This window comes from Vannielia litorea, from assembly GCF_900142295.1.
GTDB lineage: Bacteria > Pseudomonadota > Alphaproteobacteria > Rhodobacterales > Rhodobacteraceae > Vannielia > Vannielia litorea.
Genome location: NZ_FSRL01000001.1, coordinates 3,082,544 through 3,097,500 on the forward strand (window position 1 = coordinate 3,082,544; position 14,957 = coordinate 3,097,500).

The 14,957-nt window shown below is 60.8% G+C and carries 11 protein-coding genes, 1 tRNA gene and 2 rRNA genes (1 of these 14 cut by a window edge); 4 read left to right on the forward strand and 10 right to left on the reverse strand.

All coding sequences use genetic code 11. From position 1 onward, the window contains the following. Positions 1–32: 32 nt before the first annotated feature. From nqrF to BUR94_RS15080, 6 genes are read right to left on the reverse strand one after another with little or no spacing between them, the layout of a single operon-like run. Complete coding sequence (gene nqrF, locus BUR94_RS15055; RefSeq protein ID WP_074257007.1) at positions 33–1,256, reverse strand: NADH:ubiquinone reductase (Na(+)-transporting) subunit F; 1,224 nt, start codon at positions 1,254–1,256, stop codon at positions 33–35. Between the two features lie 13 nt (positions 1,257–1,269). Further along, complete coding sequence (nqrE, locus tag BUR94_RS15060) at positions 1,270–1,878, reverse strand: NADH:ubiquinone reductase (Na(+)-transporting) subunit E (RefSeq protein ID WP_074257008.1); 609 nt, start codon at positions 1,876–1,878, stop codon at positions 1,270–1,272. Continuing rightward, the gene (locus tag BUR94_RS15065) at positions 1,878–2,531 is read right to left on the reverse strand and encodes an NADH:ubiquinone reductase (Na(+)-transporting) subunit D (RefSeq protein ID WP_074257009.1); all 654 of its coding nucleotides are present in this window, start codon (positions 2,529–2,531) and stop codon (positions 1,878–1,880) included. Before BUR94_RS15065 ends, nqrE begins: the two co-directional genes overlap by 1 nt. After that, positions 2,531–3,394: a Na(+)-translocating NADH-quinone reductase subunit C gene (locus BUR94_RS15070; protein WP_074257750.1), complete on the reverse strand. Its 864-nt coding sequence runs from the start codon at positions 3,392–3,394 to the stop codon at positions 2,531–2,533. Before BUR94_RS15070 ends, BUR94_RS15065 begins: the two co-directional genes overlap by 1 nt. 46 nt (positions 3,395–3,440) lie before the next feature. Next, positions 3,441–4,640 (reverse strand): NADH:ubiquinone reductase (Na(+)-transporting) subunit B, encoded by a 1,200-nt coding sequence (locus BUR94_RS15075; protein ID WP_074257010.1) that lies wholly within the window; start codon positions 4,638–4,640, stop codon positions 3,441–3,443. Between the two features lie 3 nt (positions 4,641–4,643). After that, the gene (locus BUR94_RS15080) at positions 4,644–5,999 is read right to left on the reverse strand and encodes a Na(+)-translocating NADH-quinone reductase subunit A (protein WP_425445239.1); all 1,356 of its coding nucleotides are present in this window, start codon (positions 5,997–5,999) and stop codon (positions 4,644–4,646) included. Between the two features lie 159 nt (positions 6,000–6,158). Here BUR94_RS15080 and BUR94_RS15085 point away from each other — a divergent pair, with 159 nt between their 5' ends. Then, positions 6,159–7,184 carry an FAD:protein FMN transferase gene (locus tag BUR94_RS15085; protein ID WP_074257011.1) on the forward strand — a complete coding sequence of 342 codons (1,026 nt, stop codon included), beginning with the start codon at positions 6,159–6,161 and terminating at the stop codon, positions 7,182–7,184. A 17-nt stretch (positions 7,185–7,201) separates the two neighbouring features. After that, on the forward strand, positions 7,202–7,441 hold the full coding sequence (gene nqrM, locus BUR94_RS15090) for a (Na+)-NQR maturation NqrM (RefSeq protein WP_074257012.1): 240 nt from the start codon (positions 7,202–7,204) through the stop codon (positions 7,439–7,441). Between the two features lies 1 nt (position 7,442). Here nqrM and BUR94_RS15095 read toward each other — a convergent pair whose 3' ends face one another. Further along, positions 7,443–7,631 (reverse strand): hypothetical protein, encoded by a 189-nt coding sequence (locus BUR94_RS15095; protein WP_074257013.1) that lies wholly within the window; start codon positions 7,629–7,631, stop codon positions 7,443–7,445. A gap of 82 nt (positions 7,632–7,713) precedes the next feature. On the opposite strand from BUR94_RS15095, the gene BUR94_RS15100 reads away from it, so the two are divergent. Both BUR94_RS15100 and BUR94_RS15105 read left to right on the forward strand, forming a co-directional pair. After that, positions 7,714–8,235 (forward strand): CBS domain-containing protein, encoded by a 522-nt coding sequence (locus BUR94_RS15100; RefSeq protein ID WP_074257014.1) that lies wholly within the window; start codon positions 7,714–7,716, stop codon positions 8,233–8,235. Between the two features lie 297 nt (positions 8,236–8,532). After that, a complete protein-coding gene (locus BUR94_RS15105; RefSeq protein WP_074257015.1) occupies positions 8,533–11,322 on the forward strand; it encodes a bifunctional aconitate hydratase 2/2-methylisocitrate dehydratase in 2,790 nt (929 codons plus the stop codon). A gap of 464 nt (positions 11,323–11,786) precedes the next feature. Here the strand turns inward: BUR94_RS15105 and BUR94_RS15110 are convergent. The 3 genes from BUR94_RS15110 to BUR94_RS15120 all read right to left on the reverse strand — a co-directional run. Continuing rightward, a tRNA-Met gene (locus BUR94_RS15110) sits at positions 11,787–11,863 on the reverse strand. Positions 11,864–11,943: 80 nt separating this feature from the next. After that, positions 11,944–12,058 (reverse strand): 5S ribosomal RNA (rrf, locus tag BUR94_RS15115). 81 nt (positions 12,059–12,139) lie between these two features. Beyond that, positions 12,140–14,957 (reverse strand): 23S ribosomal RNA (locus tag BUR94_RS15120); it runs 13 nt beyond the window's last position.

The following is a 14,957-nucleotide window of genomic DNA, read 5'->3' on the forward strand; positions in this document are numbered from 1 at the left end:
CCACCCGTTCTCTTCCTTGCATCCGAACCCGGTCAGCCGCCGAAATCGTCCAGCATGATGTCTTCGCGGTCGACCCCCAGCTCCAGGAGCATGTTGATGACCGACTGGTTCATGATGGGCGGGCCGCACATGTAGTACTCGCAATCCTCGGGGTTCGGATGGTCCTTGAGGTACTGCTCGTAGAGCACGTTGTGGATGAAGCCGGTGTATCCCGTCCATTCATCCTCGGGCAGCGCATCCGACAGCGCCACGTGCCACTCGAAATTGTCGAACTCCTCGGCCAGCTGGTCGAAGTCCTCGACAAAGAACATCTCGCGCTTCGACCGGGCACCATACCAGAAGGTGATCTTGCGGTTGCGGTTTTCGAGCCGCTTCAGCTGGTCGAAGATATGACTCCGCATCGGCGCCATGCCGGCACCGCCGCCGATGAAGACCATCTCCTTGGGCGTGTCGCGGGCGAAGAACTCGCCGAACGGGCCCGAGATAGTGACCTTGTCGCCCGGCTTGAGGTTGAAGATGTAGCTCGACATCTTGCCCGGCGGGATGCCCTCGGTGCGCGGCGGCGGCGTGGCAATCCGGACGTTGAGCATGATGAGGCCCTTCTCGTCCGGGTAGTTGGCCATCGAGTAGGCCCGTTCGATCGGCTCGTCGAGCGAAGACTCGTACTGCCAGATGTTGAACTTGTCCCAGTCCTCCCGGTACTCCTCGGCCACGTCGAAATCGGCGTAGCGCACGTGATGGGCCGGCGCCTCGATCTGGATGTAGCCACCGGCCCTGAAGTTCACGTCCTCGCCCTCGGGAAGCTCGAGAACCAGGTTCTTGATGAAGGTGGCGACGTTGTCGTTGGAGCGCACGGTGCACTCCCACTTCTTGACCCCGAAGACCTCCTCCGGGACCTCCACCTCCATGTCCTGCTTCACCGCGACCTGGCAGGAGAGCCGGTCGCCGCAAGCGGCCTCGCGCTTGGTGATGTGGCTCTCCTCGGTTGGCAGGATCGAGCCGCCACCGGAATGGATCCGCACCCGGCACTGGGCGCAGGTGCCACCGCCACCGCAGGCCGAGGGCACGAAGAGCTTTTGAGCCGCAAGCGTCTGCAGCAGCTTGCCGCCTGCCGGGACAGAAATCGTCTTCTCGCCATTGATGGTGATGTTGACGTTGCCAGAGGATACCAGCCGCGACCGGGCCACCATGATGATGGTCACCAGTGCAAGGACGATCAGAGAGAAGAGGGCGACGCCGAGGGTGAATGTCTGCATTGTCCCTTCCGCCTCAGAGGTTCACGCCGGAGAAGGACATGAAGGCCATGGCCATCAGTCCGGCGCTGATGAAGGTGATCCCGAGCCCCTGCAGGCCATCGGGGATATCGGAGTACTTCAGCTTCTCGCGGACCCCGGCCATGGCAGTGATCGCCAGGGCCCAACCGAAGCCCGAGGAGATGCCGTAAACCGTCGACTCGGCAAGGTTGTAGTCGCGTTCCACCATGAACAGCGAACCACCGAGAATGGCGCAGTTCACCGTGATGAGCGGCAGGAACACGCCCAGCGCGTTGTAGAGCGGCGGAAAGTACTTATCGAGGATCATCTCGAGGATCTGCACCATGGCAGCGATCACCCCGATGTAGGAGATCAGCCCGAGGAAGGTCAGATCCACATCGGGAAAGCCCGCCCATGCCAGTGCGCCGGGCGCCAGCAGGTAGGTCAGGATCAGGTTGTTGGCCGGTACCGTGATCGTCTGCACCAGCGTCACCGAGATACCCAGACCGATGGCGGTGGAGATCTTCTTGGAGACCGCGAGGAAGGTGCACATGCCGAGAAAGAAGGCGAGCGCCATGTTCTCCACGAACACGGCCTTTACGGCAAGGGAGATCAGCTGTTCCATCAGTGAGCCTCCACCACCTGGATACGATACTCGCGCTCCTCCACCTGCTCAGGCTTCCAGGTCCGGAAGCCCCAGATCAGCAGGCCGATCACGAAGAAGGCCGAGGGCGGCAGCAGCAGCAAGCCATTGGGCACATACCAACCACCGTTGTTGGTGGTTTGCAGGATGGTGACGCCAAAGAGGCTCCCCGATCCGAACAACTCCCGGATAAAGCCGACCAGCATCAGGATCAGCCCGTAGCCCAGCCCGTTGCCCACGCCATCGACAAATGAGGCAAACGGCGGGTTCTTCATGGCGAAGGCCTCGGCTCGGCCCATCACGATGCAGTTGGTGATGATCAGGCCGACGAAGACCGAGAGGGTCTTTGAGATCTCGTAGGCATAGGCCTTGAGGACCTGGTCCACCACGATCACCAGCGACGCGATGATGATCATCTGCACGATGATCCGGATCGACGATGGGATCTGGCTGCGCAGCACCGAGATAAACATTGAGGAGAACCCTGTGACCAGGGTCACCGCAATGGTCATCACCAGCGCCACCTGGAGCGAGGAGGTCACGGCGAGGGCCGAGCAGATGCCCAGCACCTGAAGGGTGATCGGGTTGTTGTCGACCATCGGGTCGACGAGCATGGTCCGGTAGGTTTGCGCCATCAGATGTCTCCTGCCCTCACGCGTTCCAGAAACGGCTCGAAGCCCCGCTCGCTCATCCAGAAGCGCACGAGATTGTCGACCCCGCGCGAGGTGAGTGTCGCGCCAGAAAGCGCATCAACGAAATATTCCTGCCCCTGCGGCGGCGTCTTTGCCACGGTAATGGCCAACTCGCCCGCACCATCTTCGGTCCGAAGCTCCTTGCCGCGCCAGAGCGCCTTCCAGCGGGGGTTGTCGACCTCCGCACCAAGGCCCGGGGTCTCCGCGTGTTCGTAGAACTGGAGCCCGTAAATGGTGTTTCCGTCCTCCTCGATGGCCATGAAGCCGTAGAGGGTGGACCAAAGCCCGTAGCCGTAGACGGGCAGCACCACCTTGTCGAGGCTGCCGTCGGCATTGCGCAGCAGGTACACTGTCACGTAGTTCGCCTGCCGCCCGATGCTGGCCGGATCGTCATCCAGAGGAGCCGATAGGGTCAGATCCTCGGCAGCGGCGCGGTCGTCGAAGGTCAGCGGATCAAGCAGCTGGCCTTCCACATTCTCGCCATCCGCAAATTCGCCGGTCTCCAGCTTGAGCACGTGCGGCTCGAACTGCTCGAAGGCCTCGGCCACATCGGTGCCATCTTCGTAGAGCCCGGCGACCTGCAGGATGTTCACCTGCTTGTCGAGCGCGGCGTTCTTCTCCTGCAACGGGCGCAGCGAGACGGCGGCGGCCGACACGACCATCGAGGCGACGAGGCAAAGGCCCAGCGCAACGATCACCGTCTTGACGGTATTGTCGGCCGGGGTGTCGAGGAAGCGGCGAAGGAAGCCGCCACCCTGCACCAGCTCACCCTCGGGCGCGGGCAGGTCGCGGTCTGGCGGGTTCATCTCGGGGGTGAACTCGGCTTCCCCCTGCCCGGGTTGCTTGTCCTTGTCAGGCATGGCGACGGGCCCTCCTGCGGATGTTGGCCTGCACGACGAAGTAGTCGATCAGCGGGGCGAAGACGTTGCCGAACAGGATCGCGAGCATCATGCCCTCGGGGAAGGCCGGGTTCACCACACGGATCATCACGACCATGAAGCCGATCAGCGCGCCATAGATGTAGCGGCCCAGGTTGGTGTGCGAGCCCGAAACCGGCTCGGTCACCATGAACACGAGGCCAAAGGCATAGCCGCCAATGACGAGGTGCCAGTACCAGGGCGTCGCGAAGGCCGGGTTGCTGTCGGACCCGATCCAGTTGAGCAGCGACGAGAAGGCGATCATTCCCAGCAGGCAGCCCACAACCATCCGGTAGTTGGCGATCTTGGTGACCAGCAGGAATGCCAGGCCGATCAGGCAGGCGATGGTCGAGGTTTCGCCGATGCAGCCCTGGATCGTGCCGATGAAGGCATCCATCCAGGTGATTCCGTATTCGGGCAGCGCGGCAGGCCCTTCCGAGGCGGTGATGGAGAGCGCGGTTGCGCCGGAGAAGCCATCGACCGGAGTCCAGATGGTGTCGCCCGACATGTAGGCGGGATAGGCAAAGTAAAGAAACGCCCGACCCACCAGCGCGGGGTTCAGAAAGTTCTTGCCCGTGCCGCCAAAGACTTCCTTGCCGATGACCACGCCAAAGGAAATGCCCAGCGCCACCTGCCAGAGCGGCGTCGAAGCCGGCAGGATCAGCGTGTAGAGCATGGAGGTCACGAGAAAGCCCTCGTTCACCTCATGCCGCCGGATCGTCGCAAAAAGCACCTCCCAGGCACCACCGGCCGCCAGCGTGACGATGTAGATCGGAAGAAAGTACATCAGCCCGTGCAGCATGTTCGCAATCGGGTTGGCCGGATTGAAGCCGATGCCGAGCCCCTCGATGATCGCCGCACGCCAGCCCGATGCGCCGTGCTCGGCAATCGCCAGGTTGGTCTGGAGCCCGGTGTTGTAGAGCCCGAAGAGGATGCAGGGCACCGTGGCGAGCACCACGTAGGTCATGATCCGCTTCATGTCGATGTAGCTGCGCGCATGCGGCGCGGCGGTGGTCACCGTCTTGGGCGTATAGAGAAAGCTCTCCACCATCTCGTAGAGGGGAAACCACTTCTCGTACTTGCCGCCCTTCTCGAAATGCGGCTCGATCCGGTCGAAGAAGCTGCGCAAACCCATGGCTCAGCCTTCCTTTTCAATTTTTGTCAGGCAGTCGCGCAGCGCCATGCCGTATTCATACTTGGCCGGGCAGGCAAAGCCGCAAAGCCCCAGGTCTTCCTCGTCCAGCTCCAGCGCGCCCAGCGCCTGGGCCTGGTCGGTGTCCATCACCAGCAGCGAGCGCAAGAGCTGGGTGGGCAGAAAATCCTGCGGCATCAGATCCTCGAAGGTCCCGATCGGCACCATCGCACGGCGCCCGCCATTGAGGTTTGTGGTCAGGTTGTAGAGCTTGCGCGTGAAGGCCGAGCCCAGCACCGGCTGAAAGGCGTATTTTGAAGCCATAGGCCGGATCCATCCCAGGGGGATCTGCTTGTGGTCCTCTTCCATCAGCGTGACCTGCCGGGCGTAGCGACCCAGATAGCCATCGACGCCTTCTCCGGCCCGGCCACTCAGCACCGACCCCGAAATCACCCGGATCGGCAAGCCGTCGGGGTTGTCACCCGCACAGAGCTCGCTCAGCGAGGCGCCCAAGACTGTCTTCACCAGCCGTGGACTTGCGGCCAGCGGGCCGACGATTGCAATTGTCCGGGTGGTATCGAGCCTTCCGGTCAGCAGCAGCCGACCGATGGCGATGACGTCGGCATATCCGATGGTCCAGACAAATCGGTCCACGCGCGGTGGCTCGAGAAAATGCATGTGCGTGCCGGGCAACCCCGCCGGGTGCGGCCCGGAGAACCCGACGGCCGTCACCCCGTCCACGTCTGCCCCGGGAACCCTGGCGCCCGTGGCATGGCACAGATAGGTCTTTCCCTCGGTCAGCATCGCAACCGCTTCGAGCCCCCGGACAAACGCCTCGGCCTCTTCGGTGATGAACGGCACGGGGTCGGGAGAAAGCGGCTCGGTGTCCATGGCCGTGACGTAGATCGCCGCAGGCCGGTCGCTGCTCAGGGGCACGTGCGAGTAGGGCCGTGTCCGGAACGAGGTCCACAGACCGGCAGCGCAGAGCCGCTCCACGATCCCTTCCACCGTCGAAACATCCCCGACCTGAGAAAAGTCCAGCGGCTCGGCGGCGCCCTCATCCACCTCGATCTCGACACTGACGAGCTTGCGCCGGGCACCCCGGTTGATCGCCGTCACGCGGCCAGATACCGGAGAGGTCACCTGTGCTTCGGGGTTGTCCTTGTGGGCAAGGACCGGAGCACCGCGGGCGACCACGTCTCCCTCGGCCACAGCCAGCCGCGGCTTGAGACCAATGTAGTCCGCCCCGAGAACCCCGACACTGCGAACCGATGCGGCCTCGGCCGCGCCATCGGTCGCCGCACCATCCATCGGAAGATCGAGGCCGCGCCTCAAATTGTAGTTCTGCACTTGGATCGCCATCCGTTTTTCATACCTTGTGCAACGACGCGGCGGAGAACGAAACACCAACCGGGCGAATATTTCTAAAGTTTTTTGCCCGCGCCTCGGTTGCAGCCGCAAACTCCACGCCATATGCAAGCAGAGCGTTCTGCGCGCAACCTTTCTGAGGAGGCAATTCTCGTGTCCGGCATCACCAAGTTCAACCGCAGGTCCTTCTTGATTCTGTCTGCCGCGGCCCTGACGGCCTGCAAGGCCGGCGCCGAGGTTCTGAAACTCAGCGGATCGACGATGGGCACGACATACCATGTCGTGGCCGTGCCGGGCGGCGCACATGTGGATGAAAAGGCACTCGATGGGGCAATCAAGGCCGCATTGGCCGAGGTCAATGTCCAGATGTCCAACTGGGATGCCGGCTCGGAAGTCTCGCGCATAAACGCCGCAGGGGCCGACCAGCCGTTGGCCCTCTCCCCCGCACTCGCCGGTGTGCTCGAGGCCGCCAATGACGTGCACCGCGCGAGCGAAGGGCGCTTCGATGTCACCGTCGGCCCACTGATCGAGCTCTGGGGTTTCGGCTCTGGGCAAGTCGTGCCGCATGTGCCCTCCGATGCGGAGATCGCCGAGGCTCTGGCACGCACCGGCCAGCGCCGGATGCTGACCCTGACCGGCCGCTCGCTGACCAAATCCGTCAGCGGCGCCGAGATCTACCTGCCTGCCATCGGCAAGGGCCATGGGGTCGACCGTGTGGCCGCTGCAATCCGGAGTGCCGGCCTGACAGACTTCATGATCGAGATCGGTGGCGATCTTTACGCCTCTGGTCGCAACGCGGACGGCCTTCCCTGGCAGATCGGGATCGAATCGCCCGTCGCAGGCGACCGTGCACTCCACGCTGTCGCGGATGCCTCCAACCTCGGCATGGCAACGTCGGGTGACTATCGGAACTTCTTCGAAAGCGGCGGCACCCGCTACTCCCACATCATCGACCCGGCCACCGGCCGGCCGATCCTGCACAAGACGGTCTCGGCGACGGTGCTTGCCGAGAACGCCATGCTGGCCGATGCCTGGTCTACCGCGATGCTCGTTCTGGGCCGCGACCAGGGCATGCAGATCGCCGAAGACCAGGGGCTTGCCGTGGTGTTCATCGACCGTGAGCCCGGCGAGGGTTTCACGACGACCGCGAGCAGCCAGTACACGTCCTTGCAGGCCTGACCGAAAGGCACACACCTGTGGAAACCGCCCTGCTCACCTTCATAGTTCTCGGCCTCGTCATGCTGGGCATGGCGGTTGGCGTGATTTTTTCGGGGCGACGTATCAAGGGTAGCTGCGGCGGCCTGAACGCCATCGGTGACGCCGACCACTGCCTCGTCTGCCACAAGGAAATCGACCCGGACAGCCCGCTGAAGGAGCGCCTTGGTCACTGCCCCCGCGCCCGCAAGATGCTTGAGCGGGCCGAGGCGCAAACCTGACCTAGCCGGGCACGGCCAGGGGGACAAAGGCCAGAGTGAGCAGCCCTGCTGCCGCGATCAGCCCGAAGAGCCACAGCTGCCAGCGCGGCCCTTCTGCTTTCCACACGGCGCGATAGCGATAGCCTGCAACACAGACGATCACGAAGAGGGTGGTGGCCACCGCGGGCGAGAGATTTTGACCTTCAAACAATTTTTGCGCGCATCCCTGCCCGGTTCCGGTCTAGTCTGTCTCGCACGGTCACCATCGACAGGACAAGCAAGGAACCGATCACATGCCCGAGTCATACCGCCCTCACCTGCGCAAGGACGATGAAGACAAGCGCACCGCGAGCCAGTCCGTCGCCACCAACACCAGCGTGTCGAATGCACGGGTGCAGGACGTGCTCACGAGCAAGGACGCCGCCGTCCACACCATCCGCCCGCAACAGACCCTCCATGAAGCTGTCGAACAACTGCGCGATCATAGGATCGGCGCGCTTGTGGTGACCGACGCGAATGGCGATCTGGTCGGCATCCTCTCCGAGCGCGATATCGTGCGCAAACTGGCCGACACGCCCGGCCACACTTTGCCGAAAAAGGTTGAAGAGGTCATGACCCGTTCGGTCGAGACCTGCACAGCCGATGACCCCTTGGTCACGGTGCTGACCCGCATGACGAAAGGCCGCTTCCGCCACATGCCGGTGGTCGATGGCGCCCAACTGATCGGCCTCATCTCCATCGGCGACGCGGTGCATTACCGCCTGAACCAGCTGGAACTGGAGGCGCTTCAGATCAAGCAGCTGATCGTCGGTTAGGCCGCGTCCACGTCTTGGCCACACGTCCAGCCGGTCGCCGCGTCAGCACGCAATCGCCCAGCCCGTCGGCGGCCGCCGGCATGCTTGCCCATCCGCGAGGCACGCCAAGCCAAATCTTCCGGGTCTTGCGCCGTCCAGACCGGGCCATCCTGACATCTCATCGCAATGAGCTAACGCTTGCAGTAAAGGCGACTTGGCTGTACGAGGCGCTTTGTATACTATTGCACACCGAACGTTTCGGGCTCCGAAACCGCCGGTCCTCTACGCGTCAAACGCAACAAGCAGCGGGAATTTTCGATGAGCCTCTACGCCAGCTACCTTGAAGAAATCGCAGCCCGGAAGGAACAGGGACTACATCCCAAGCCCATAGACGATGGCGCCCTTACCGCAGAGATCATCGCGCAAATCAAGGATGCGGGCCACGAGCATCGCGCCGACTCGCTGCACTTCTTCATCTACAACACCCTCCCCGGCACCACATCGGCCGCCGGTGTGAAGGCAGCGTTCCTGAAGGAAATCATTCTCGGTACGTCCATCGTGCCCGAGATCACTCCAGATTTTGCCTTCGAGCTGCTGTCGCACATGAAGGGCGGCCCCTCGGTGCGCGTCCTCCTCGACCTCGCGCTCGGTGATGATGCCAGGATCGCAGATCAGGCGGCCGCTGTGCTCAAGACCCAGGTCTTCCTCTACGAGGCTGACACCGATCGCCTCCAGGCCGCCCACGAGGCCGGTAACGCCGTGGCCACCGGCATCCTTCAGAGCTACGCCAAGGCCGAGTTCTTCACCTCGCTGCCCGACGTCGAAGAAGAGCTCCAGGTCGTCACCTTCATCGCCGCCGAGGGTGACATCTCGACCGACCTTCTCTCCCCCGGCAACCAGGCCCACTCCCGCGCCGACCGCGAGTTGCACGGCAAGTGCATGTGCGACGAGGCGGCGCAAAAGCACATCCAGGACCTGAAGCTTCAGCACCCCGACAAGCAGGTGATGCTGATCGCGGAAAAGGGCACCATGGGTGTCGGCTCCTCCCGGATGTCCGGCGTCAACAACGTGGCGCTCTGGACCGGCAAGCAGGCCTCGCCCTACGTGCCCTTCGTCAACTACGCGCCGGTTGTTGCCGGCACCAATGGCATTTCGCCGATCTTCCTTACAACGGTCGGCGTGACCGGCGGCATCGGGGTCGACCTGAAGAACTGGATCAAGAAGCTTGGCGACGATGGCAAGCCGATCCTCGGCAATGACGGCAACCCGATCCTCGAGCAAAGATACTCGGTCGAGACCGGCAAGGTGTTGACCATCAACACCCGGAAGAAAAAGCTTTACGACGAGAACGGCGAAGAGCTGGTCGACATGTCGTCCTCCTTCACGCCCCAGAAGCTCGAATTCATGAAGGCAGGCAGCTCCTACGCCATCGTCTTCGGCAAGAAGCTGCAAACCACCGCGGCCGAAATCCTCGGCATCGAGCCGACCCCCGTCTTCGCACCCTCCAAGGAAGTCAGCCACGAGGGCCAGGGGCTGACCGCGGTCGAGAAGATCTTCAACGCCAATGCCGTGGGCGCAACCCCGGGCAAGGTGTTGCACGCCGGCTCCGACGTGCGGGTAAAGGTCAATATCGTGGGCAGCCAGGATACCACCGGCCCGATGACCGCACAGGAGCTCGAGGCGATGGCCGCCACCGTGCTCTCCCCTGCCGTGGACGGCGCCTATCAGTCGGGCTGCCACACGGCCTCGGTCTGGGATGCAAAGGCCCGCGCCAACACGCCAAAGCTCATGGAGTTCATGAACCGCTTCGGCCTCGTCACCGGCCGAGACCCGAAGGGCATCTACCATCCGATGACGGACGTGATCCACAAGGTGCTGAACGACATCACCGTGGACGATTGGGCCATCATCATCGGCGGAGACAGCCACACCCGCATGTCCAAGGGCGTCGCCTTCGGAGCGGACTCGGGCACCGTTGCACTGGCTTTGGCCACTGGCGAGGCCTCGATGCCGATCCCGGAATCGGTCAAGGTCACATTCAAGGGTGAAATGGCCGATCACATCGACTTCCGTGATGTCGTTCACGCCACTCAGGCGCAGATGCTCCAGCAACACGGCGACAACGTGTTCCAGGGCCGTATCATCGAGGTCCACATCGGCACTCTGCTCGCCGATCAGGCCTTCACCTTCACCGACTGGACGGCCGAGATGAAGGCCAAGGCCTCCATCTGCATCTCCACAGACGACACGCTGATCGAATCCCTGGAGCTGGCCAAGCACCGCATCCAGATCATGATCGACAAGGGGATGGAGCATGAGAATGGCATGCTTAGGAAACTGATCGGCATCGCCGAAACGCGGATCGCCCAGATCAAGTCCGGCGAGAAACCGGCACTGAAGCCTGACGCCAACGCAAAATACTACGCCGAGGTGGTCGTGGATCTCGACGCCATCGACGAGCCAATGATCGCAGACCCCGATGTGAACAACGCCGACGTGTCCAAGCGCTACACCCACGACACCATCCGGCCGATTTCCTACTACATGGCCGAGAAGAAGGTGGATCTCGGCTTTGTCGGCTCCTGCATGGTGCACAAGGGCGATATCAAGATCGTGGCCCAGATGCTCCGGAACCTGGAGGCGAAGGATGGCAAGGTCGAGTTCAAGGCGCCCTTGGTGGTCGCCGCGCCGACCTACAACATCATCGACGAACTGAAGGAAGAGGGGGATTGGGAGATCCTGCAAAAGTACTCAGGCTTCGAGTTCGACGACTTCAACCTGAAGACAAGCGCCCGAACGGAATACGAGAACATCCTCTATCTCGAGCGGCCCGGCTGCAACCTCTGCATGGGGAACCAGGAGAAGGCCAGCAAGGGCGATACGGTTCTGGCCACGTCCACACGCCTGTTCCAGGGCCGCGTAGTCGCAGACAGCGAGACCAAGAAGGGCGAGTCGCTCCTCGCCTCCACTCCGGTCGTCGTCCTTTCCGCCATCCTCGGCCGGACACCGACCTTGCCGGAATACAAGGAAGCGGTGACGGGGATCGACCTCACCAAGTTTGCCCCCCCGAAGCAGACACCGATCGACTCGCTGTCGGTTCATTTCTGATCCGACCCAGTCTCTTGAACGGAAAGGGCCCGCCATTTGGCGGGCCTTTTTTTTGTTCTCGCAGCGAGCGGCAACGTGCAGGCCCTGTGCCTTCAGACTGTGTCTTCGGCGTGCAATGCATTGCACCCCGGGCCCCCCCGCGAGGAGCATCTGACAAGGTCAGCCGATGACCCCGGCCACCGTCATTCTGCCAACCGTCGCACTTGCCGCGCAGAGCTCCAGGTCTGTGGAATCCTATCGGGGCCCAAGACGCCGCGAGACCCGCGCACGCAGATAGATGGGCGCGCTTCAATCCTGCCGGACAGCATCAGGATCGCCGAAGAGGCCGTGATGTGCCCTCATCCTTGGCACCACCCTCATCCCGCCGCATCCGACCCTTGGTGAACCACAAGCACATGGAATCCGAAACGCAAAAGGCCTCCCGTACAGGGAAGCGTTCATGCGGTTGTATCATCTTCGGGTGTTGGTTGCGGGGGTAGGATTTGAACCTACGACCTTCAGGTTATGAGCCTGACGAGCTACCGGGCTGCTCCACCCCGCGACACTTTGGGTGCGCTTCCGCTTGAAGAAGTTTCGCGCTGGTCATCGTTTCGAGAGATTTTTGTGATGATTTCTTACTAGGTTTGGCGGCGACCTACTCTCCCACGTCTTAAGACGCAGTACCATCGGCGCTACGGCACTTAACGGCCAGGTTCGGGATGGAGCTGGGTGTTTTGCTCGCGCTATGACCACCAAACCGAGAAAGAAATCATCAGCCAAGTCAAGTAACGTGTGTAGTACGGCTTTCGATCAGTACCAGGCCTTGCTGTTACTGGATCAAATCAAGCCTATCGGGCAATTAGTACCGGTCAACTGAACGCATTGCTGCGCTTACATCTCCGGCCTATCGACGTGGTGGTCTACCACGGCCCTCGGGGATACCTTGTTTTGAGGGGGGCTTCCCGCTTAGATGCCTTCAGCGGTTATCCTGTCCGATCATAGCTACCCTGCACTGCCGTTGGCACGACAACAGGTCCACCAGTGGATCGTTCACCCCGGTCCTCTCGTACTAGGGGCAACTCCTCTCAAGTATCCTACACCCACGGCAGATAGGGACCGAACTGTCTCACGACGTTCTAAACCCAGCTCACGTACCTCTTTAAACGGCGAACAGCCGTACCCTTGGGACATGCTCCAGCCCCAGGATGAGATGAGCCGACATCGAGGTGCCAAACGGTGCCGTCGATATGGACTCTTGGGCACCATCAGCCTGTTATCCCCAGCGTACCTTTTATCCGTTGAGCGATGGCCCTTCCACTCGGGACCACCGGATCACTATGGCCGTCTTTCGACTCTGCTCGACCTGTCAGTCTCGCAGTCAGGCTGGCTTATGCCATTGCACTCAACGAGCGATTTCCGACCGCTCTGAGCCAACCTTCGCGCGCCTCCGTTACTCTTTGGGAGGCGACCGCCCCAGTCAAACTACCCGCCACACAGGGTCCCGGATCCGGATAACGGACCGCGGTTAGACATCAAGCAGAACAAGGGCGGTATCTCAAGGTTGGCTCCACAGGGACTGGCGTCCCTGCTTCAAAGCCTACCGCCTATCCTGCACATGTTGTGCCTGATGCCAGTGTGAAGCTGTAGTAAAGGTGCATGGGGTCTTTCCGTCTAACCGCGGGAAGCCTGCATCTTGACAGGCAATTCAATTTCGCTGAGTCGATGTTGGAGACAGCGGGGAAGTCGTTACGCCATTCGTGCAGGTCGGAACTTACCCGACAAGGAATTTCGCTACCTTAGGACCGTTATAGTTACGGCCGCCGTTTACCTGGGCTTCAATTCGGAGCTCTCACCCCTCCTTTTAACCTTCAGGCACCGGGCAGGCGTCAGACCCTATACGTCGTCTTGCGACTTCGCAGAGCCCTGTGTTTTTAGTAAACAGTCGCCACCCCCTGGTTTGTGCCCCCGGATCCAAGTTGCCTTGAACCCGGGCCTCCTTCTCGCGAACTTACGGAGGTATTTTGCCGAGTTCCTTCAACATCGTTCTCTCAAGCGCCTTGGTATTCTCTACCAGTCCACCTGTGTCGGTTTAGGGTACGGTCTGATGGAAGGCTATTTCCTGGAACCTCTAAGCAGCCCATTCAATCCGATAAGGATGAACTACCCTCGAGATCCGTCACATCTTCCTGGCCCACGAATATTAACGTGGTTCCCATCGGCTACGCATTTCTGCCTCGCCTTAGGGGCCGGCTTACCCTGCTCAGATTAGCTTTAAGCAGGAACCCTTGGACTTTCGGCGACAGGGTCTCTCACCCTGTTTGTCGCTACTCATGTCATCATTCTCGCTAGTGATCTCTCCACCGGATCCCTCACAGGCCGGCTTCACAGAAAACTCCGAGCCTTCAATACACCCCGAAGGATGTAGAAAAGGCGTGGAGTTATGTCACACTACGCTCCGCTACCATGCGCTATGCGCATCCTAAGCTTCGGCTCATGGCTTGAGCCCCGTTACATCTTCGCCGCAGGACAACTTATCTAGACCAGTGAGCTGTTACGCTATCTTTAAAGGATGGCTGCTTCTAAGCCAACCTCCTGGTTGTTTTGGTCGTCCCACCTGCTTTCCCACTTAGCCATGAATTGGGGGCCTTAGCTGTAGGTCAGGGTTGTTTCCCTCTCCACGACGGACGTTAGCACCCGCCGTGTGTCTGCCATCTAGTACTTCCGGGTATTCGGAGTTTGGTTAGGATCAGTAAGCCTGTGGGGCCCCATTACCCATCCAGTGCTCTACCCCCCGGGGTATTCGGATGACGCACTACCTAAATAGTTTTCGCGGAGAACCAGCTATCTCCGAGTTTGATTGGCCTTTCACCCCTAGGCACAACTCATCCCGACCTTTTTCAACAGGTGTGGGTTCGGACCTCCAGCAAGTGTTACCTTGCCTTCATCCTGGTCATGCCTAGATCACTCGGTTTCGGGTCTGATCCAACATACTCATTCGCCCTATTAAGACTCGCTTTCGCTGCGCCTACACCTATCGGCTTAAGCTTGCATGTTAGACCAAGTCGATGACCCATTATACAAAAGGTACGCCGTCAGAGCTCGAGGCTCCTCCGACTGCTTGTAGGCGTCCGGTTTCAGAAACTGTTTCACTCCCCTCGTCGGGGTGCTTTTCACCTTTCCCTCACGGTACTGGTTCGCTATCGGTCAGTAAGGAGTACTTAGCCTTCGAGGGTGGTCCCCCGATCTTCAGACAGGATTTCACGTGTCCCGCCCTACTTAATACATCCAATCATGCTTCCTATACGGGGCTGTCACCCGCTATGGCCGAGCTTTCCATCTCGTTCTAGTCACAATCTTGGCTTGGCTGGTCCCCGTTCGCTCGCCACTACTAGGGGAGTATCATATTGATTTCCTTTCCTCTGGGTACTTAGATGTTTCAGTTCCCCAGGTTTGCTCTTAAAACCCTATGTATTCAGGAATTAAGTACCTGTTTCAGCCCATTATAAGTTGCCGAAGCAAATTATAACGAACTGTCAGGTGGGTTGCCCCATTCGGAGATCCGCGGGTCAAAGGCTATTCTCGCCTCACCGCGGCTTATCGCAGAGTATCACGTCCTTCATCGCCTCTTACTGCCAAGGCATCCACCAAACGCCCTT